The organism is Micromonospora sp. LZ34, from assembly GCF_052981855.1.
The window spans coordinates 13148-29761 of sequence record NZ_JBRIQN010000013.1 but is presented as its reverse complement, the minus strand read 5'-3'; the positions used below and the strand labels follow the sequence as shown (position 1 = coordinate 29761).

At 69.4% G+C, this 16614-nt stretch carries 13 protein-coding genes and 1 pseudogene; 4 read left to right on the top strand and 10 right to left on the bottom strand.

Annotated elements, in window-relative coordinates; all coding sequences use genetic code 11:
- Positions 1 to 56: 56 nt before the first annotated feature.
- Together ACVCAH_RS16320 and ACVCAH_RS16315 are read right to left on the bottom strand one after the other, a co-directional pair.
- The gene (locus ACVCAH_RS16320) at positions 57 to 836 is read right to left on the bottom strand and encodes an SAM-dependent methyltransferase (protein ID WP_447137097.1); all 780 of its coding nucleotides are present in this window, start codon (positions 834 to 836) and stop codon (positions 57 to 59) included.
- A 340-nt stretch (positions 837 to 1176) separates the two neighbouring features.
- Positions 1177 to 3534, bottom strand: coding sequence for an SGNH/GDSL hydrolase family protein (locus ACVCAH_RS16315; protein ID WP_447136980.1), 2358 nt, complete (start codon positions 3532 to 3534; stop codon positions 1177 to 1179).
- Between the two features lie 542 nt (positions 3535 to 4076).
- Between ACVCAH_RS16315 and ACVCAH_RS16310 the strand changes: the two genes are divergently transcribed.
- Entirely contained in the window at positions 4077 to 5930 is a 1854-nt protein-coding gene (locus ACVCAH_RS16310; RefSeq protein ID WP_447137096.1) for an exo-alpha-sialidase, read from the top strand.
- A 172-nt stretch (positions 5931 to 6102) separates the two neighbouring features.
- Here the strand turns inward: ACVCAH_RS16310 and ACVCAH_RS16305 are convergent, their stop codons facing one another.
- The 4 genes from ACVCAH_RS16305 to ACVCAH_RS16290 all read right to left on the bottom strand — a co-directional run bounded on the left by ACVCAH_RS16305 (position 6103) and on the right by ACVCAH_RS16290 (position 11061).
- Positions 6103 to 7839 carry a serine hydrolase gene (locus tag ACVCAH_RS16305; RefSeq protein ID WP_447136979.1) on the bottom strand — a complete coding sequence of 579 codons (1737 nt, stop codon included), beginning with the start codon at positions 7837 to 7839 and terminating at the stop codon, positions 6103 to 6105.
- Positions 7829 to 8590: an endonuclease/exonuclease/phosphatase family protein gene (locus ACVCAH_RS16300; protein WP_447136978.1), complete on the bottom strand. Its 762-nt coding sequence runs from the start codon at positions 8588 to 8590 to the stop codon at positions 7829 to 7831. Before ACVCAH_RS16300 ends, ACVCAH_RS16305 begins: the two co-directional genes overlap by 11 nt.
- A 1086-nt stretch (positions 8591 to 9676) precedes the next feature.
- Positions 9677 to 10519, bottom strand: coding sequence for an SGNH/GDSL hydrolase family protein (locus ACVCAH_RS16295; protein WP_447136977.1), 843 nt, complete (start codon positions 10517 to 10519; stop codon positions 9677 to 9679).
- The gene (locus ACVCAH_RS16290; RefSeq protein WP_447136976.1) at positions 10516 to 11061 is read right to left on the bottom strand and encodes an NAD(P)-dependent oxidoreductase; all 546 of its coding nucleotides are present in this window, start codon (positions 11059 to 11061) and stop codon (positions 10516 to 10518) included. The genes ACVCAH_RS16295 and ACVCAH_RS16290 overlap by 4 nt, the downstream gene beginning before the upstream one ends.
- A 74-nt stretch (positions 11062 to 11135) precedes the next feature.
- On the opposite strand from ACVCAH_RS16290, the gene ACVCAH_RS16285 reads away from it, so the two are divergent.
- Both ACVCAH_RS16285 and ACVCAH_RS16280 read left to right on the top strand, forming a co-directional pair.
- Positions 11136 to 11735 (top strand): TetR/AcrR family transcriptional regulator, encoded by a 600-nt coding sequence (locus ACVCAH_RS16285; RefSeq protein ID WP_447136975.1) that lies wholly within the window; start codon positions 11136 to 11138, stop codon positions 11733 to 11735.
- Between the two features lie 79 nt (positions 11736 to 11814).
- Positions 11815 to 12331: pseudogene (locus tag ACVCAH_RS16280) on the top strand (IS1634 family transposase); the annotation flags it as partial.
- 152 nt (positions 12332 to 12483) lie between these two features.
- Here ACVCAH_RS16280 and ACVCAH_RS16275 read toward each other — a convergent pair.
- Together ACVCAH_RS16275 and ACVCAH_RS16270 are read right to left on the bottom strand one after the other, a co-directional pair.
- Positions 12484 to 13422: a cyclase family protein gene (locus ACVCAH_RS16275; protein WP_447136974.1), complete on the bottom strand. Its 939-nt coding sequence runs from the start codon at positions 13420 to 13422 to the stop codon at positions 12484 to 12486.
- A 271-nt stretch (positions 13423 to 13693) separates the two neighbouring features.
- Complete coding sequence (locus ACVCAH_RS16270; RefSeq protein ID WP_447136973.1) at positions 13694 to 14116, bottom strand: hypothetical protein; 423 nt, start codon at positions 14114 to 14116, stop codon at positions 13694 to 13696.
- 123 nt (positions 14117 to 14239) lie between these two features.
- On the opposite strand from ACVCAH_RS16270, the gene ACVCAH_RS16265 reads away from it, so the two are divergent.
- Entirely contained in the window at positions 14240 to 15247 is a 1008-nt protein-coding gene (locus ACVCAH_RS16265; RefSeq protein WP_447136972.1) for a GlxA family transcriptional regulator, read from the top strand.
- 85 nt (positions 15248 to 15332) lie between these two features.
- Here the strand turns inward: ACVCAH_RS16265 and ACVCAH_RS16260 are convergent, their stop codons facing one another.
- Positions 15333 to 15923 (bottom strand): dihydrofolate reductase family protein, encoded by a 591-nt coding sequence (locus ACVCAH_RS16260; protein ID WP_447136971.1) that lies wholly within the window; start codon positions 15921 to 15923, stop codon positions 15333 to 15335.
- A gap of 27 nt (positions 15924 to 15950) precedes the next feature.
- Complete coding sequence (locus tag ACVCAH_RS16255) at positions 15951 to 16574, bottom strand: dihydrofolate reductase family protein (RefSeq protein WP_447136970.1); 624 nt, start codon at positions 16572 to 16574, stop codon at positions 15951 to 15953.
- Positions 16575 to 16614: the final 40 nt, after the last annotated feature.

Genomic DNA, 16614 nt, shown 5'->3' with positions numbered 1-16614 from the left:
CCAGGCGATCCGCCTGGCCCCACCGGCATCTTCGCGCCACCGTTCGGGCGGCGCCCTCAGGGTTTGCGGGCGACCCCCGCCCAGTAGTAGGCGGCCTGCGGGTCGTCCGGCGCACCGTCGTCCGGCCGCCACGCCATGACGGGCACGATGCCCGGCTCGATCAAATCCCACCCGTCGAAGAACCGCTCCACCTCGGCGCGGGTCCGCGGCACCAGCGTCATGCGGCCCTGGTTCGCGGCGGCGACCGCCGCGCTCATCTGCGCCGGGTTGAAGTCCTGGGTCGGGTGGGTGATCGCCAGGTAGCTGCCGGAAGGCAGGGCCCGCATCAGCGTACGCAGCTTCTCCCCCGGTTCGTCCTCGTCACGCAGCAGCATGAGCACCGCGATGAGGGTGAGCGCCACGGGCTGGCCCAGGTCGAGCGTCTCGGTGAGGCGAGCGTCGGCGAGGATCGCCTCGGGCCGGCGCAGGTCGGCGTGGATGTACTCGCTGCGTCCTTCTGGCGAGCTGATCATAAGCGCCCGGGCGTGAGCCAGCACGATGGGATCGTTGTCGACGTAGACCACGCGCGTCTCGGGCGCCAGTTCCTGGGCGACCTCGTGCAGGTTGGGTCTGGTGGGGATGCCGGTGCCGATGTCGAGGAACTGGCGGATGCCGGCCTGGGTCACCAGGTGGCGGGCGACGCGGTGAACGAACCGGCGGTTCTCGGCGGCCATCATCCGCAGGGTGGGGATCGCCTCGATCAGGGCGGAGCCCATCGCCCGGTCGACGGCGAAATTGTCCTTCCCGCCCAGCCACCAGTCGTAGACGCGAGCCGAGTGCGGCACGGACACGTCCACACCGGACGGCGGGAGATTGTCGGTCGCGTTTCCGGCTTCGCTACGCGTCACGATCGTGTCCCTCCGACAGGCCGGGATTGACCTGCGCAGCTTAGACGATGCCTCGCATTCCGGCGATCCGCGTCCGAGTAGTAGCTGGAGGCTTCCACCTGCACCGGTTGCACCACGACGCCGGCCGCCACGACGGTGAGGACTTCCTGCCAGGTGGCGACTGCGGGTCCGCGTCGCACTTCCGATCCGCCAGCAGGACAATCGCATCCGGGTGCTGGCCGCTGCCGCGCGCGACCATGCCGGCGGGTGGCTGCGTGCCGACCTGGGTGGGCAGCACGCAGCCAAGCACTCAGCGGAGTGTGCCGAGGTCGATGGCCTCGGCCATCGCGCGGTAGCCCGCGTCAGACGGGTGCAGGTGGTCGCCCGAGTCGTACGGCGGGTTGATCCGTTGCGGGTCGGCCGGGTCACGCACCACCGCGTCGAAGTCGACGACGGCGTCGAAGTCGTCACTCGTGCGGATGAACTCGTTCACGGCCTGCCGCACGTTTTCCCGTTCCTCCGTGTAGGAGCGCCATCCCTTGATCGGCGTGATGGTTCCGACGACGACCCGCAGGCCCTGTGCGTGTGCCTGGGCGGCGATCTGCCGCAGGGCGAGTTTCAGGGTTTCCGAGTCGGGGTGTTCGAGGTTGAGGATGTCGTTGACGCCCTCGAGCACGATGACTGTGCGCGCCCCGGACGTGGTCAGCATGTCCCGGGCCAGGCGGGCGAAGGCGTTCGGTCCACCGATCCCGGTTCCGGTGCTGCTGTCCAGGATCCGGTTGCCGCTGATGCCGCTGTTGACCACGCCGAGCGCGGTCGGTCCCGGCTCGGCGGCGAGCCGGTCGGCGAGGATGTCGGGCCACCGCAGGTTCGCATTGATGGTCGACTTGTCCCCGTCGGTGATCGAGTCGCCGAAGGTCACCACCGCGCCGCGGGCGGAGGTGGACCGGACCTCCACGGCTGTCACGTAATACCACGCCGTGGTCGGCTTGGTGAACGCGTTGCCCTGCTCGTCCGCCGCGTGGTCGCCGTCCGCGGTGATGAACGATGTCTGGTACGAGCGCGGGTGCTCGGTCACCGGGCCGGACGGCGCCGGGGTGTAGACGGTCACCAGCAGGTCTCCGTCTGCCGGCACGGCAAGGGAGATCGGGTCGCTGAGCACCTCGCCGCCAGCCGGGATGGTCACCGACGGCGCGCCGCCGAAGGTGAGCTCGCGCATCGTTCCGGCGACCGCGTCCGGTGCGTCGGGCCTGCTCGCCACCGCCAGCGTCGCCCGTCCCATCAGGACCGGCGCCGTGCCGAGCGCGTTGGACAGCCGCACGCGAGCCGCGTCGCCGCCCACGCTGGTGTGCACCACGTTGCGGATCGAGTGGTTCGGCAGGCCCTGGTCGGCACCGGGCGTCGTCCGCGCCATGGCCGTCTGCCAGGTGCCGACCCAGTGGCCGGGCGGGCGGGTGTCAAGCTTGTCCAGGTCAACGACCGCCGCCATCGCCTGGTAACCGGCGTCCTTCGGGTGCAGGTGGTCGCCGGAGTCGTACTCCGCCCGTAACCGGTTCGGCACCGCGGGGTCCCGCAGCGCGACGTCGAAGTCGGCCACCGCGTCGAACGCGCCGCCGCCGCGGATGAATTCGTTGACCGCCTGCCGCACACCTTCCAGTTCCTCGGTGTAGTTGCTCGACCCGCCGAACGGCGTGAGCGTGCCACCGGTGACCCGCAGCCCCTTCGCCTTGACCTGAGCCGCTATCTGGCCCAGCGCCGCGATGATCTTCGACGGCTCGTGGTGCTGCGGCTGGCCGCCGATGTCGTTGATTCCCAACATGACGATCACGGAGCGCGCGCCGGTCGCGGTCAGCACGTCACGGTCCAACCTGGATAGCGCGTTGGGGTTCCAGGTGCTGTTGAGCAACCGGTTCGAGCTGATTCCGGCGTTGAGCACGCCGAGCCGCGTCGGCCCGGGGTCGGCGATCAGTCGGTCGGCCAGGTAGTCCGGCCAGCGGTGATTTGCGTTCCGTGTCGAGTTGTTCCCATCGGTGATCGAGTCGCCGAGGGTGACCACTGCGCCCTCGGCCTGTCCCAGGACGTCCACGCCGCTCACGTACGGCCAGAAGGTGATCGTTTCGATGAACGCCGCGCCGGATTCGTCGGCCGCGTGATCACCGTTCTGCGAAAGGTACGAGGTCTGGTTGGCCAACTGGTGATAGGTCACCGGCCCGGACGGCACCGGGGTGTACACGCTGACCAAGAGGTCGCCATCTTCCGGCACGGCAAGGGAAATCGGGTCGCTCAGCACCTCGCCGCCGGCCGGGATGGTCACCGACGGCGCGCCGCCGAAGGTGAGCGCTCGCATCGTGCCCACGACGGCGTCCCGCGCGTCGGGCGCGTCGGCGACCGCGACTGTCACCACGTCCATCCGCACCGCCACGGTGCCGAGGACGTTGGTCAGCGAGACCCGCACACCCGAACCACCAACGCTGGTGTGCACGACGTTGCGGACGGTCCGGTCCGCATACCCGGTGGGGAGGTTGGGCACGGTGCCGGAAGCCGAGGCCGACCAGGTGCCGACCCAGTCATCCGGCGGTGCCATCGACTGGGCGTCCTGGTCGGCCGCGAAGGCCGGGCTTGTCAGGCCGAGCACCAGCCCGAGCACGGTGCCGGCGGTTTGCGTCATTCTTCGGACGTGGGACATGGGATCTCCTCACGGTCGCGAACGAGTTTGCTACCCCGCCGCCGTCGCGGTCAACAGTTGTCCGGCTTTCTGTCCGGTCGCGACTCAGCTTGTTCGTCGAGTGCGCCACTAGCGTGGAAGGGGTCGATGCAGGTAGATCCCCTTGATGGACTTCATGCAGGAAATGAAGGGGTTGTGGCCCTTCAGCGCCGCCCTGCGGGCGTGCCGTCGAACCGCCTCCTGCCGCACTGGTTGAAGAGCCTCGGGAGGAACGTGTCGGCCAAGCTAGCCCGACAAGCTGCCTCCAAGGGCTTGCGGCACCGGGCGTCAGACGTAGGATGTCCGGCAACGTTTCGTACGTGTGAAGAGAGGTGGGCGCTACGGGCAGTGCTGCGGACGATCCGCGAGCGCAGCAGGTGCGACAACCGGCAGCTCCGGATCCACCGGCCGCTCGACACGAGCACCCCGAGCGGTGACCAGTGGAGGTATCGCATTTCATGACGAGACAACGACACAGCCAAAGGCACCGTCGACTGTTGTCCACCGTGGTGGCCGCGGCGATGGCTGCCGCCCTGCTCACCAGCGGCCCTGCGCACGCCGCCGAGCCGTACCACGAGGAACAGGCGGTCTACACGGCGAACGCGGACGGGTATTCCTGCTTCCGGATCCCGGCGATCGTGAAGGCCACCAACGGGGATCTGCTGGCGTTCGCCGAAGGCCGGATCAACAACTGTGACGACAGGGGTGACATCGACCTGGTCTTGAAGCGGTCCCACGACGGCGGTCGTACGTGGGGGCCGCTGCAGGTCGTGTCGCGCGGCAACGGCGACACGCACGGCAACCCGATGCCGATCGTGGACGAACGGACCGGTCGGGTCGTGCTGTTCACGACCCACAACCCGGGCACCGGAAGCGGTGGCCGCGATCCGTTCCTGCAGGTCAGCGACGATCACGGGGCGACCTGGAGCGCGCCGCGGGAGATGACCGAGCTGATGCTGCCGGAGTGGACGGCCTGGTACGCCACCGGTCCGGTGCACGCCATCCAGCTCAAACGCGGCCCGCATGCCGGGCGGCTGGTGATGAGCGCCAACCATGAGTCCTTCGGCCCCGACGGGCGGCGCATCGCCGGAATCCACCTCGGGTACAGCGACGACGGCGGCGACACCTGGCATCTCGGCGCCAGCGCCGGTGGCGCCGCCGACGACATCTTCGTCAACGAGTCGACGCTGGTGGAGCTGACCGACGGGCGGATCTACGTCAACGTGCGGGAAGCCGGCACGGCTGAGGGCACCCGGGCGTACGCGATCTCCAGCGACGGCGGCGACAGCTACGACGCGCCGTTCCAGATGGTGCCCGAGCTGACGATGCCGGTCGTGCAGGGAGCGTTGCTGCGCCTCACCGCCACCGACGAAGGTGACGCGCGGGACCGCATCCTGTTCTCCGGACCCGCGAACCCCGGTAAGCGTGAGGCCCTGACGATCCGGTCCTCGTACGACGAGGCCCAGACCTGGCAGACCTGGCAGGAAGGCAAGGTCATCAGTTGGGGTCCGGGCGGGTACTCCGACATGGTCAAGATCGGGACCGACCCGGTCGCGGGCCCCGTGGCCGGGGTGCTGTACGAAGGCGGCGTGGCCGCCCTGTACGAGGTGATCCAGTTCGTCAGGTTCAACGAGGCGTACCTCGACACCCCGAACGGTTCGCCGCCGGACCTGCCGCCGCCACCGGCGCCGGGACCGACGACCCCGGACGCGGCACCGCGCTACGACAACACCGCCTACGTGCGCGGCGGCGCGACGCTGACCGAGGGGCGGTACGGCACCGGGATTGCGCTCGACGGCGTCGACGACCACGTGGAGGTGCCGTACAACCCGGACGTCGACCTCGAGGACAACCAGTTCACGATCATGACCTGGTTCCGGTACAGCGAAACCACCGGCAGCATCGTGATCTGGTGGTTCCACCAGGTGGGTACGGGAGCCGCGCAGATCTGGCTGCGGGCCGAACCGGCGAGCAACCGCATCCGGGGTGTCGTCGGCACCGGCCAGGGCGACGCGAACATCACCATCGCGGGCGCATACAACGACGGGCTCTGGCACCACGTCGCCATGCAACGCACGGCGACCCGGGTCACGGTCCTCATCGACGGCGCCACCGTCGCCGACCTGGCCGCTCCCCGCGGCTCGGTGACCACCGGCAAGGAGTTCGGCATCCGCAGCATCTACCTCGGCCGACGGGTCGACGGCCTCAACAACCCGTTCCGCGGCACCCTCGACGAGTTCCGCATCTACGGCCGCGCCCTCACCCCCGAGGAGCTGCGGGATGTCCGGGAACACAACGTCCCGATCGCCGGCCAGCTCCGCCTCCGCCTCCCGTTCATGACCATCAACCCCGAGCAGTAGCCGCAGCATCGGTGCCCCGCCGGCGGTCGAGATGGCACGGCCTGTCGTCCAGCCGGCAGCGCCAGCAGAGGCCGAGCCCGGCAAGCGCCCTCCGCCGGCCACTGCCTGCCCCGGGTCATTCCGGGGCAGGCAGCGGTTCGGGGCGTCGAGCCTGCCTGGCTGCAGGGCAGTGTCAATTCGGACTTGGGGCGAATCCGTCGGCCTGCCAGCGGGCCGCGTCGGCGGGTCTGCTGTCCTCGAACAGCACACCGTCGGACGCGGTGTGGATCCGCACCGCGTCCACGTACACTCCCCGGCCGAGCCACCAGTTGTCGGTGGCGTACCGCCAGCGCACCTGGGAGGTGCCCGCCGGAAGTACCGCGCTGGCCCGGTGCCAGCGACGCCCGACGCCCGCGATCTCGCCGTCGGACTCCCACCCGTCGCTCCCGGCGCTTAGGGTCAGCGTCAGCGGGGTCCAGCCGGCTCCTCCCTCGGCGGTCGTCTCGATCGTCAACCGGTCGCAGCAGTCCTCGGTGTCCCACCACAACGCGAACTCCAGCCGCGCCGGGCCGTCCTGCGGTGCCAGCGGGAGCGTCAACGTCGCGGTGCGGGGCGCACCCGCCTCCGGACCGTTGTCGGCGAACCAGGCGGTGTGACCCTCCGCAGGGCGCACCGCGATCGCACGGGCCAGGTCACCGGCGACCGCGCGGCGGGCCTGCCCGATGTCCGGCGCCCAGGCCCGGGTGGGGTGCACCCGGTTGGTCAGCAGGATGACGAACGCCTCGGTCTCCGGGTCGATCACCAGCGAGGTCCCGGTGAAGCCGGTGTGCCCGACAACCGAGGGACCGGCCATCGCGCCCATGAAGGAGTGGCGATACATGTCGAAGCCGAACCCCCGCTGGGTGCCCGCTCCGAGGTGAGCGTTCCCGTTGGTCCACATGGCCCCCACGCTCTCCTGCGAGAGGATGCGCGTGTTGCCGTAGCGACCGCCATTGAGCAGGGTCTGCGCGAAGACGGCCAGGTCGTGGGCGGTCGAGAAGAGGCCGGCGTGGCCGGCGGTGCCGCCCAACAGCCACGACGTGCGGTCGTGGACCTCACCCCAGATCAGGCCCCGGTCCCCCTCCTGCCACTCGGTCGGCGCGATCCGTGGTCGCAGCGCGGCGGGCGGGTTGTGCATCGTGTCGCGCAGGCCCAGCGGCTGGCTGATCCCTTCACGGACGAGTTGGTCGAGCGGCTTGCCGGTGACCCGCTCCAGCACCTTGCCGACGACGATCATCGACAGGTCCGAATAGAGGTAGCTGGTGCCGGGCACGGCCCGGGCCGGTACGGCGTAGATCGCCGCCAGCCGTTGCGCCACCGTGGGGTACGGGTTCAGGTTCAGCCCGGCGGGCAGACCGGCGGTGTGGGTGAGCAGGTGCCGGAGGGTCACAGCCTGCTTGCCATTGCTGGCGAACTCGGGCATGTACCGGGCGACCGAAGCATCGAGCTCGATCAGGCCGCATTCGACCAGTTGCATGGTGACGACCGCGGTGAACAGCTTCGAAATCGAGGCCATGTCGAAGAGGGTGTCTTCGCGCATCAGGATCCAGTCGCCGCGCGGCAGTTCGGCACCGCCACTGCCGGCGTAACGCAGGGCGTGCCCGCCAGCGGTGTGCTCGACGATCACGCCGCGGCGGGCGGCCAGCGCGACGAATCCCGGGTAGGACGGGTACGGACGGCCCGGCCCCGGCTGAGTGAACGTGGCCGCGTCGGGCGCGATCCGGGCGACATCCTCGGCCAGCAGCCCGGCCTGCTGCGGAGTGCCGTACTGCAACGTCCGGCCGACGTGGACCGGATGGTGGTCCGGTTCTTCCGCCCGAGCCGGAGATCCGAGCAACGACGCCGCGAGTGCGGCCACGACGAGGGCGGGCGCGAGTCGGCTACGCCGCACCGTTCTCTCCCCTGGTCACGGTCAGGTCGGCGACCACGGGCAGGTGGTCGGAGGCGATGGTGTACGGCACGCGGACCGACCGCACGGTGACCCTCGGCGAGCCGGCGATGTAGTCGATCCGCCGGTCCGGCGCGCTCGCCGGGTAGGTCATCTCCGGCCCGGAGCCGCCTACCAGCCAGGCGTCCGTGACGTGCTCCCACAGCGGAGCCAGTTCCGGCGCGTACGGCCGGGCGTTGAGGTCGCCGAGCAGGAGCTGTCGCTGCCCCTGGTCCTCGGACATGATGCGCAGCATGTCGGCCACCTGCAACCGCCGGACGCTGGGATCGCTGCGGTAGTCGAGGTGGGTGTTGTAAACGTGGACATGGGCGCCGGCGACGTTGACCACGACCTCCGGGAAACCGGGCGCCGGCTCGGGCTCCGGGTTCGGCACCTGCGTCGAGAGCCGGGTGATCGAGTGGTTCTCGGCGTACAGGATCGGATAGCGGGAGAGGATCGCGTTGCCGAACTGGCGGCGCGGCTGACCCTCGGCGAGCGGGTCGAGATCGTAGATGGGCCCGAAGAACACGTTCATACCGAGCCCGTCGGCGATCTCGGTGGCCAGGTCACGCCACTGGCTGCGGGCGCTCCAGTGCACGTCGACCTCTTGCAGACCGATGATGTCGGCGTCCAGCGCCGTCAGCGTCTCAATCTGACGGGCAACGTCGAAGCCGCGGTCCGCGCCAGCGCCCGCCGCGATGTTGTAACTGGCCACCCGCAAGTCCACCAACCGCGCCGCAGGTACCACGGGCTCGGTGTCGTCAGCGCGCACGGCCGCGGGCATCGCCACGACCAAGGCTGCCGTCACGGTACCGAGCAGCAATCGCGCGAGGGATCGCGCCGGCCGCCACCGTTCGCCGAGACGGGTGAGCACGCTACGTGGTCGCATGGGGTCTCCTCTCCAGCGGCAGACCAGCGCTGTAACTTGGTTACCTGCATGCGCTGGCCTCAGAAGGTTTCCTACATGGATCGGCGAACGCGAAGCAGAATCCGTTACCGCGCGGCGAACTCTCGGTCGACAGGCCGGCCCGGGCGTGGCCGTGGTCAGTGAAGCGGGGCGGCGGCAGCGTGATGACCCGCTTCACAGGCCGGCACGCGGCTTGTCGACCACCAGTAGCTCATCGCGTCGACTACGTGCTTGCCGCGCAACGCCTCGGCGGGGATGCTGCGGTGACTGCCCAGCGGGAGGGCGCGAACGAAGCCCTGCGTTGCCTGACACGGCGACTGTCCGACCTGGTCTACAAGCAGATGGTCAACGATGCGAAGGCGGCCAGGACGGGCCCGGGAGGACAACGGGGAGCGGCTCTGCAATCCAGCGCGGCTGACCCAATCCCCGAGGCCAGCTCTTCGGAACAGTCACTTCCCGGACCCGCCGAGACCCACCCTAGAACACCCCTTCCCGCCGGCGCTTGTCATGGAGGGGAGCCATGAGCGGACGTCCGCTCTGCGGATGCGGTCATCTCGTCCAGCCTGAGATGCTCGGCGCAGGGGCGATCGACCACCGGAGGGTTACGTTGAGCCGATATCGGTATGGCGCTTCTAGAGGCCTTGGTGCAAGCCGGCGGCTATGAAGACCTCTGCATCAACCTGGTGCCAGTCCACGCCCGGCTGGAGGATCGGGACTGGGATCGCTGACTGTCCCACTCGCAGCAGATCAGCAAGCCGCCGGACTTGGTGTGCGGCCCGGAGGGGTCGCCTTGTTGGAGATCGTGCTGTCGGTGGTCCGGAAGCGCTGCTGGGTGTCGGTTCCGAAGAGCAGGATGTGCGACGTACTTGGCCCTCCGATGACGCAATCAGGCGGTCACCGTGGTGGGTGTGTCGAGGCCGGGGTTGTGGTGAGCCAGTTGGCCGCGAGTTCGGTGATCTGGGCAGCGCCGTGGTCACTGAGGTGGATGTGGTCCACGAACAGTGTTCGGTCGCCGCTGCGGGCCACCTGGTCCCAGCTACGCCGGAAGGTGTAGTGCTGCACGGCTGCCCAGAGGGCCAGCCCGAAGCTGAAGGCGTAAGGCTGATGGTGATCTTGGGGAACAAGCAGCAGGGCCATGCGTTCGTGGACGGGTAGGTAGTCGACGGCGGCGGCTTCTGCGGTCTGTCTGATGGCGGCGTTGTAGCCCGCCAACTTCTGGTTGATGCCGGTGGTCAGGTCCTCGCCGAGCGGTGGCAGGGAGGCCAGCGCGATTCGCGCGTCCGTCTGGGCCTGGATGCGGTCGACGATCGCGGTGAGGTTGTCTCGGTACTGCGCGACGGGTACCCCGTTGCGGACATCGTTGGTGCCGACGAGGATGGTGACGGCGGTCGGTCGACAGGCCACGATGTCGGTGTCGACTCTGCTGAGCAGGTCGGCGGAGGTGTTGCCGTTGACACCGGCGTTGACGAACGTGTAGCCGCTGAGGTCCGGCCGATTGCGCAAAGCGCCGACCCAGTCGCCGCCGAGGGTGCCCTGGGTGATGCTGGCTCCGGCGGCAACCACGACCGGCGGGGCGTCCGGGGCTGTTTCGGCGCGGCAAGCGTCGGCGGGGCTGTTCTGCGGGGAGCGGACGAACGCGAGATATCCGGCCGGAGCGGTCACGCCCACGGTGACGGCGAGTACGAGAGAGGTCGGCAGGACGACTCGCTTGAGGAGCTTGGCGCGGCGAGTGGTCATCGGCTGACCGCCACCGTCGCGTGCACCGTACGTCCGTCGGTGAGGCAGCGCAGGAGTTGATCGGCGAGGTCCGCTCGGGAGATCCGGTTGCCGCCGCGCAGGTTCCGGTTGAGCGCGGTCCGGTGGCGGCCGGTGCGTTCGCCGTCGGTGAGCATGGGTGGCCGGACGATCGTCCACTCCAGGTCACTGGTACGGACCAGTTCTTCCATGCGGCGCATGTCAGCGAAGGCGTGCGTGAGTACTCGGCCGAGGATCGGCTTGACGAGGTACCGGGTGATCAGCCTGCGCGTGCCGTGTTGTCGCATGGCGGCGACGATCGCTGCGGCGCTGTCGGTGCAGACGCTTGTCGGTGCCCGGCCGTCGCGTGAGCCGACCGCGGAGACGACGGCGTCGCGGCCGGCGATGGCCGCGCCGATCGCGGTGGGATTCATCAGATTCCCTCGTACGACCGTGACCGCCGATGTGTCGGCGGGCAGCCGGCTGGGATCACGGACCACGACGATGCCCGTTCCGCCCGTTGCGCCGAAGACAGCGAGGTTCATTTGAACTCCCGGTTGGTGAGTACTTACTAACCACTATTGTTAGTGGGCACTCACTCGCGAGTCAAGGAGAAGGCTTGAGCACCCGCGACCGGATCATCACCGCCGCCGCCGAGGTCATCCGTGACCGGGGACTGGCCCGGGCGACCACCAAGGAAATCGCCCGGGCGGCCGGCTACTCCGAAGCCGCGCTGTACAAGCACTTCCGGGACAAGACCGACATCTTCCTCGCGGTGCTGGGCGAGCGCGGCCCCACCACCCTCAGCGCCGTCCTCGGCCACCTGCCGGAGCGGGTCGGCACCGAGCCGGTCGAAACGGTGCTACACGACGTAGTGGTCGCCGCAGCCGACTTCTACGATCAGGGCTTCCCGATGGCCGCCTCACTCTTCGCCGAACCCTCCCTGCTCGCAGCGCACCGCACGGCACTACGCGAACGCGGCGCCGGCCCACAGGCGCCGAGCCGAGCACTGACCGCCTACCTGACGGCGGAACAACGACTCGGCCGGCTCGAACCGGACATCGACGCCGCGACCGCAGCGGGCATGCTGCTCGGCGCCTGCCTCCAACGCGCCTTTCTCAGCCACTTCACGGAAGTCGAGGAAACGGCCGACGTCGACACCTTCGCCACCGCTCTCGTCGACACCCTGCTAACCGGACTTGCCTCCAAGCCGACCTGAGGCACACGCCGCACACCACTTTCGGCATGACAGTGCGCCGCGGCCCACACAGTGAGCTGCTCAGGTGCGGTCTTCAAACGGTGCGGGCGAACCCGGATTCTCCAAGGAACGCCGTCTCGACCCGCAGATCACCATCGGGCTGCTCACCGACGCGGCCGGGTTTCCGTTGATGGTCAACGCTTTGAGGGCGACAAGGCCGAGACCGCCACGATGCTGCCGGTGCTCGAAGTTCCTTTATGACCGCCCACCAGCTCCAGGACGTGACCGTCGTGGCGGACGCGGGGATGATCTCGGATGCGAACAAGCGGGCCATCGAGCAAGCGGGGTTGTCGTTCATCCTCGGGGCGAAGATCGGCGAGGTGCCGTATGTCGTCGAGAAGTGGCGCCACGACCATCCCGATGAGCAGATCCCGGATGGGCACATCTTCACCCAGCCGTGGCCAGCAGGCCCGACCGACAAACGCCGCGACCAGACGATCTTCTACCAGTACCGGGCCGAGCGTGCCCGCCGGACCCTGCGCGGCATCGACGAGCAAGTCGCCAACGCCGAGAAGGCTGTCGCGGGCAAGGCACCGGTCAAGCGCAACCGGTTCATTCATCCGCACCGCCCGCCGCTGCCGCACCATCCAGATCCAGGCCGGCGAACACACCCTCACCGCCCCCGAGCCGCTACCCGACGACCTCCACCGAGCCCTCGCAGCCATCCACAACCGCGCCGGAAGTACGCACTAATTTGAGCCCACTCAGGTCAGAATGTGGCGATCGGGTTGACCGGGCTGCCGGACGTACCGGCGAAGCGGACCGGCGCGACTGCGAGGTGGAAGTCCCACTGGCCGAGCTCGGCAGCCGTCGTCGCGCACACCTCCAGGTCGCAGTTGTCGAGCAGCCACAGACCCATCGCGACAAGGCTCACGGCGTGAACCGGCATCAAGACGTCTTCGTACCCCGACGGTTGAACGTCCTGGGGGGTGTCAGCGCCGATCAGCGCGACCTCCCGTTCATGCAGCCACGGCAGGCAGGACGCGTGCCAGCCGGCCTGCGTGAAACCGCTGGCCGCACCGGCCTCGTGCCGGACGCGGCCATAGCCGGTCCGCAGCAGTACCGCATCGCCGGACCGCACCCGCACACCCTGGCGACGCTCAGCCTCCTCCAGATCGTCGGGAAACACACCCTGCCCCGGTTCCAACCACGGCACATCACGGACTCTCGCAATATCCAGCAAGACACCACGCGTGACGATCCCGTTCGCCGCCGCCGTGACGGCCGCCCACCCCGATCCCGTTGCGGCGTCGACCAACGAGTGCGACCGCCCGTTGTACATCATGCCGTCCCAGAAGATGTGGCACGGCGAGTCGACGTGGGTGACGGTGTTGCCGTGAAACGTGATGCCCAGCCGCTCGGACGAAAAGCCCCAGCGCCGGTCGGCGCGGAATCCGGGCACCGGCATGTCCTCGGCACCCGGCATGTCGGCGGCGCACGGGCACGTCGTCGTCGACCGCTCCATCTCGTCCGGTACGGCAACCTCCCATGCGCACGACACGCTCCTGCCGTGGCGCACGGCCCGCGCAGCCGCCAGCCGGACGTCGTCGGTAATGTGGTTCAGAGTCCCGAGCTCGTCGTCGTCGCCCCACCGTCCCCAGTTCGACAGCGTGTTGAAGTACCCGAGCACGTCGTGCTGTGTGGGCATCGGTCGCCCTACCGTCATCCCAGCATCGACTCCTCCGGTCATGCGGTTCGAGGCACCGCAGGTAGGGTATCCCGCCCTCTCCTTGACATGCCAAGGCCCGCTGAACTGGCCTGACACTAGTCCGCACCGCCCCGCCGCTACCGCACCATCGAAATCCCGGCCGGCAACCACACCATCACCGCCGCCGACCCACTACCCGACGACCTCCCCACATGGCTACAGCTCCTCGCTCGAAGATCTGGTGTGGGTACTGCCGGCCGGGCCGCCGGGGTCAGCAGCGGACGAAATGGTGGCGACGGCGCAGGAGCACGGCCAGCATGGCGGCCAGCATGAGGACGTGAGTGGCGATCATGAACGTCGTCGATCCGATGACCCCGGCCCACACGAGGGGCACCAGCGCGACGGGCAGGTACATGGCCGCGCACATCTCGAGCGTCGCGGCCCAGGGGTGGCCGCGGACGCGCATCCAGACGGCCATGCCGATCGCCATGTCGGTCGCCATCAACAGGTACCCGGCGCCGGGATGCTCGGCGAACGCGACGGTGAGTCCGATGGACGAGCGGAAGACGCCGATCACCATCATGCCGACGGTCATCGCGACGACCATCTCGACGTAGTGGCGGACCAGCGGGCGTACGACGCGCGCGGATCCGAGGTGACTGTGCGCCCGCCGGGCGGGATTGGTGGTTGCCATGAAGCCACCGTGCGCGGCGGGTCGCCGTCGAGGCGACGCTCGGCCGGCTGTTGGTCCGAATACTTGGGCTGGCTGTCCTACGGACATGTCGCCTGTGGGCGGCGCGGCCCGTAGCGTGGCACCGTGGGGACCACACGTCGCGTCCTGGTCGTCGGCTATCCCGCGGCCGAACTGCTCGACATCGCCTGCGTGACGGCGTCCCTGCAGATGGCCAACTACCTGCGGCGACGTGCGATCTACGGGCTCCGGCTGGCCTCGCCGGGCGGCGCTCCGATCCGTACCGCGGCCGGGCTGGTGGTGAACGCCGAGATCGCGCTCGAGCGGGCTCGCGGTCCGTTGGACACGCTCGTCGTCTCCGGCGGGATCGGCTACGTGGACGCGATGCAGGACGAGCGCCTCGTCGCCCACGTCCGTCGACTCGGCCGGGAGGCGCGCCGGGTGGCGTCGGTCTGTACCGGCGCCGGCGTGCTGGCCGCGGCGGGTCTGCTCGACGGACGGCGGGTGGCGACGCACTGGCACCACGCGGCGTACCTTCAGCGGCGGTTTCCGCACGTGGAGTTCGACAGCGATCCGATCTTCATCGCCGAGGGCGACGTGTGCACGTCGGCGGGCGTGACCGCGGCGCTGGACCTCACGTTGGCGTTCATCGAGGCCGACGAGGGTCCGGCGCTGGCCAGAGACGTGTCGCGCCACCTGGTGACCTACCTCCAGCGGCCCGGCAACCAGGCGCAGATGAGCATGTTCACGGCGCCGCCGGCGGTCAGGCACTCCCTGGTGCAGAACACCGTCTCGCACATCTCGTCGCACCTGCACGAGGACCTCTCCGCAGCGACGCTGGCCCGGCGCGCCGGGGTCAGCGAGCGGCACCTCGCCCGGCTGTTCAGTATGGAGATCGGCGTGACACCGGGCCGGTTCGTACGGCGGGCCAGGGTGGAGGCGGCCGCGCACCTGCTCACCGGGACCGACCTGACGGTGGAGGCGATAGCGGGCCGCTGCGGCTTCGGGACCGTCGAGGCGCTGCGCCAGGCGTTCGTCGGCACCTACGGCGTCTCACCGTCGCACTACCGCGCCACCCAGTCCACGTCCGCTAACCGCACGGACGCCGCGACATCGGGTCGGGGATCCCCGTAGCGCGTCGTCCGTGCCGCGACCATGGTTTGCGCCCTGGACCGCCACGTCCCGGTCGCCGGCCGCGGTCGCGTTCCGCTCCCCCGGGTCACTCGCCTGTCGGTCCCGCCGTCCCGGGCGGGCCCGCGAGCACCGTGGGGACGAACTCCAGCAACTGGAGCCGACCGTCGAACGTCCGGTTGGCGACCGTCTCGAGGGCGACGTCGGGCCATCCGTCGTAGATCCGCTCCCGACCGGAGTTCCCCGTGACCACCGGGAAGACGACCACGCGGAAGCGATCGACCAGCCCGGCTCTGATCAGCGACCGGCACAGGGTGAGGCTGCCGATGGTGCGCATCGAGGTCGCACCGTCCTCCTCCTTCATCGACCGCACGGTCTCGACCGGGTCGGTGTCGACCACGCGGGAGTTGGCCCACGACAGCGGCGCCCGCAGCGTCGACGAGAACACGACCTTGGGTCTGGCGGTCAGGTCCGCGAGGCCCGCGTCGTCGGAGTCGGCGGCGAACCCGGACATCAACCGGTAGGTGTTCGCTCCCATCAGGACGATGTAGTCGTCGTCAGCCTGCCGACCGAGCCACTCGAGGTACTCGGGCCCTTCGAGGCCCCAGAACCCCGGCCAGCCCTCGGCGGCGCCGTAACCGTCCAGTGAGGCGATGAAGTCAACCATCAGGTCTGACACGTCGATCTCCCTTCGCGACGTATGGGATCAGCGCACGACGCCGTACCGCACGTGGACGGCATACGGCGAGTTGTGGACCGAAAGGATCTTGAGGTCGATGTCGCGGTCGAAGCCCTCGAAGAGCCGCTTCCCGCTGCCGAGGACGACCGGCGCGGTGGTGATGCCGAGTTCGTCGACCACCCCCGCCCCGAGCGCCTGGCGGATGATGTGGGCGCCCCCGCCGATGGCGACGCCGCCGTCACCAGCCGCCCGACGGGCCTCCGCCAGCGCCTCCTCGAACCCGTCGACCATGATGAAACCGGTGCTCGGGTCGGGCTGGTCCGCGGTGCGGTGGGTGAGCACGACCATGGTGCCGCCGAACGGATTCCGGCCGCCCCAGGCGCCGGCGCTGTCGTACATGCCCCGGCCACACAGGCCGGCGCTCGTTCCCTCGAGCAGCGCGTCGTAGTAGGCACGGTCCGCGTCGGTCATGCCGGCGCCGGGTTCGCGCTCCGTCTCGTAGGTCCACGGGCCGCCCATCACCCAGTAGTGGAGCCGCTCGCCGCCGACGCCGAGCCCCTGGCCCTCGCGATCGTCGGGACCGGTGACGTAGCCGTCCAGTGACACCGTGATGGCGGCCTTCACCGGGCCTCGCCGCTCGGTGGTGCTCATAATTCCTCCTCTGAGGGATATCGGAGACGTCGGACCTGCC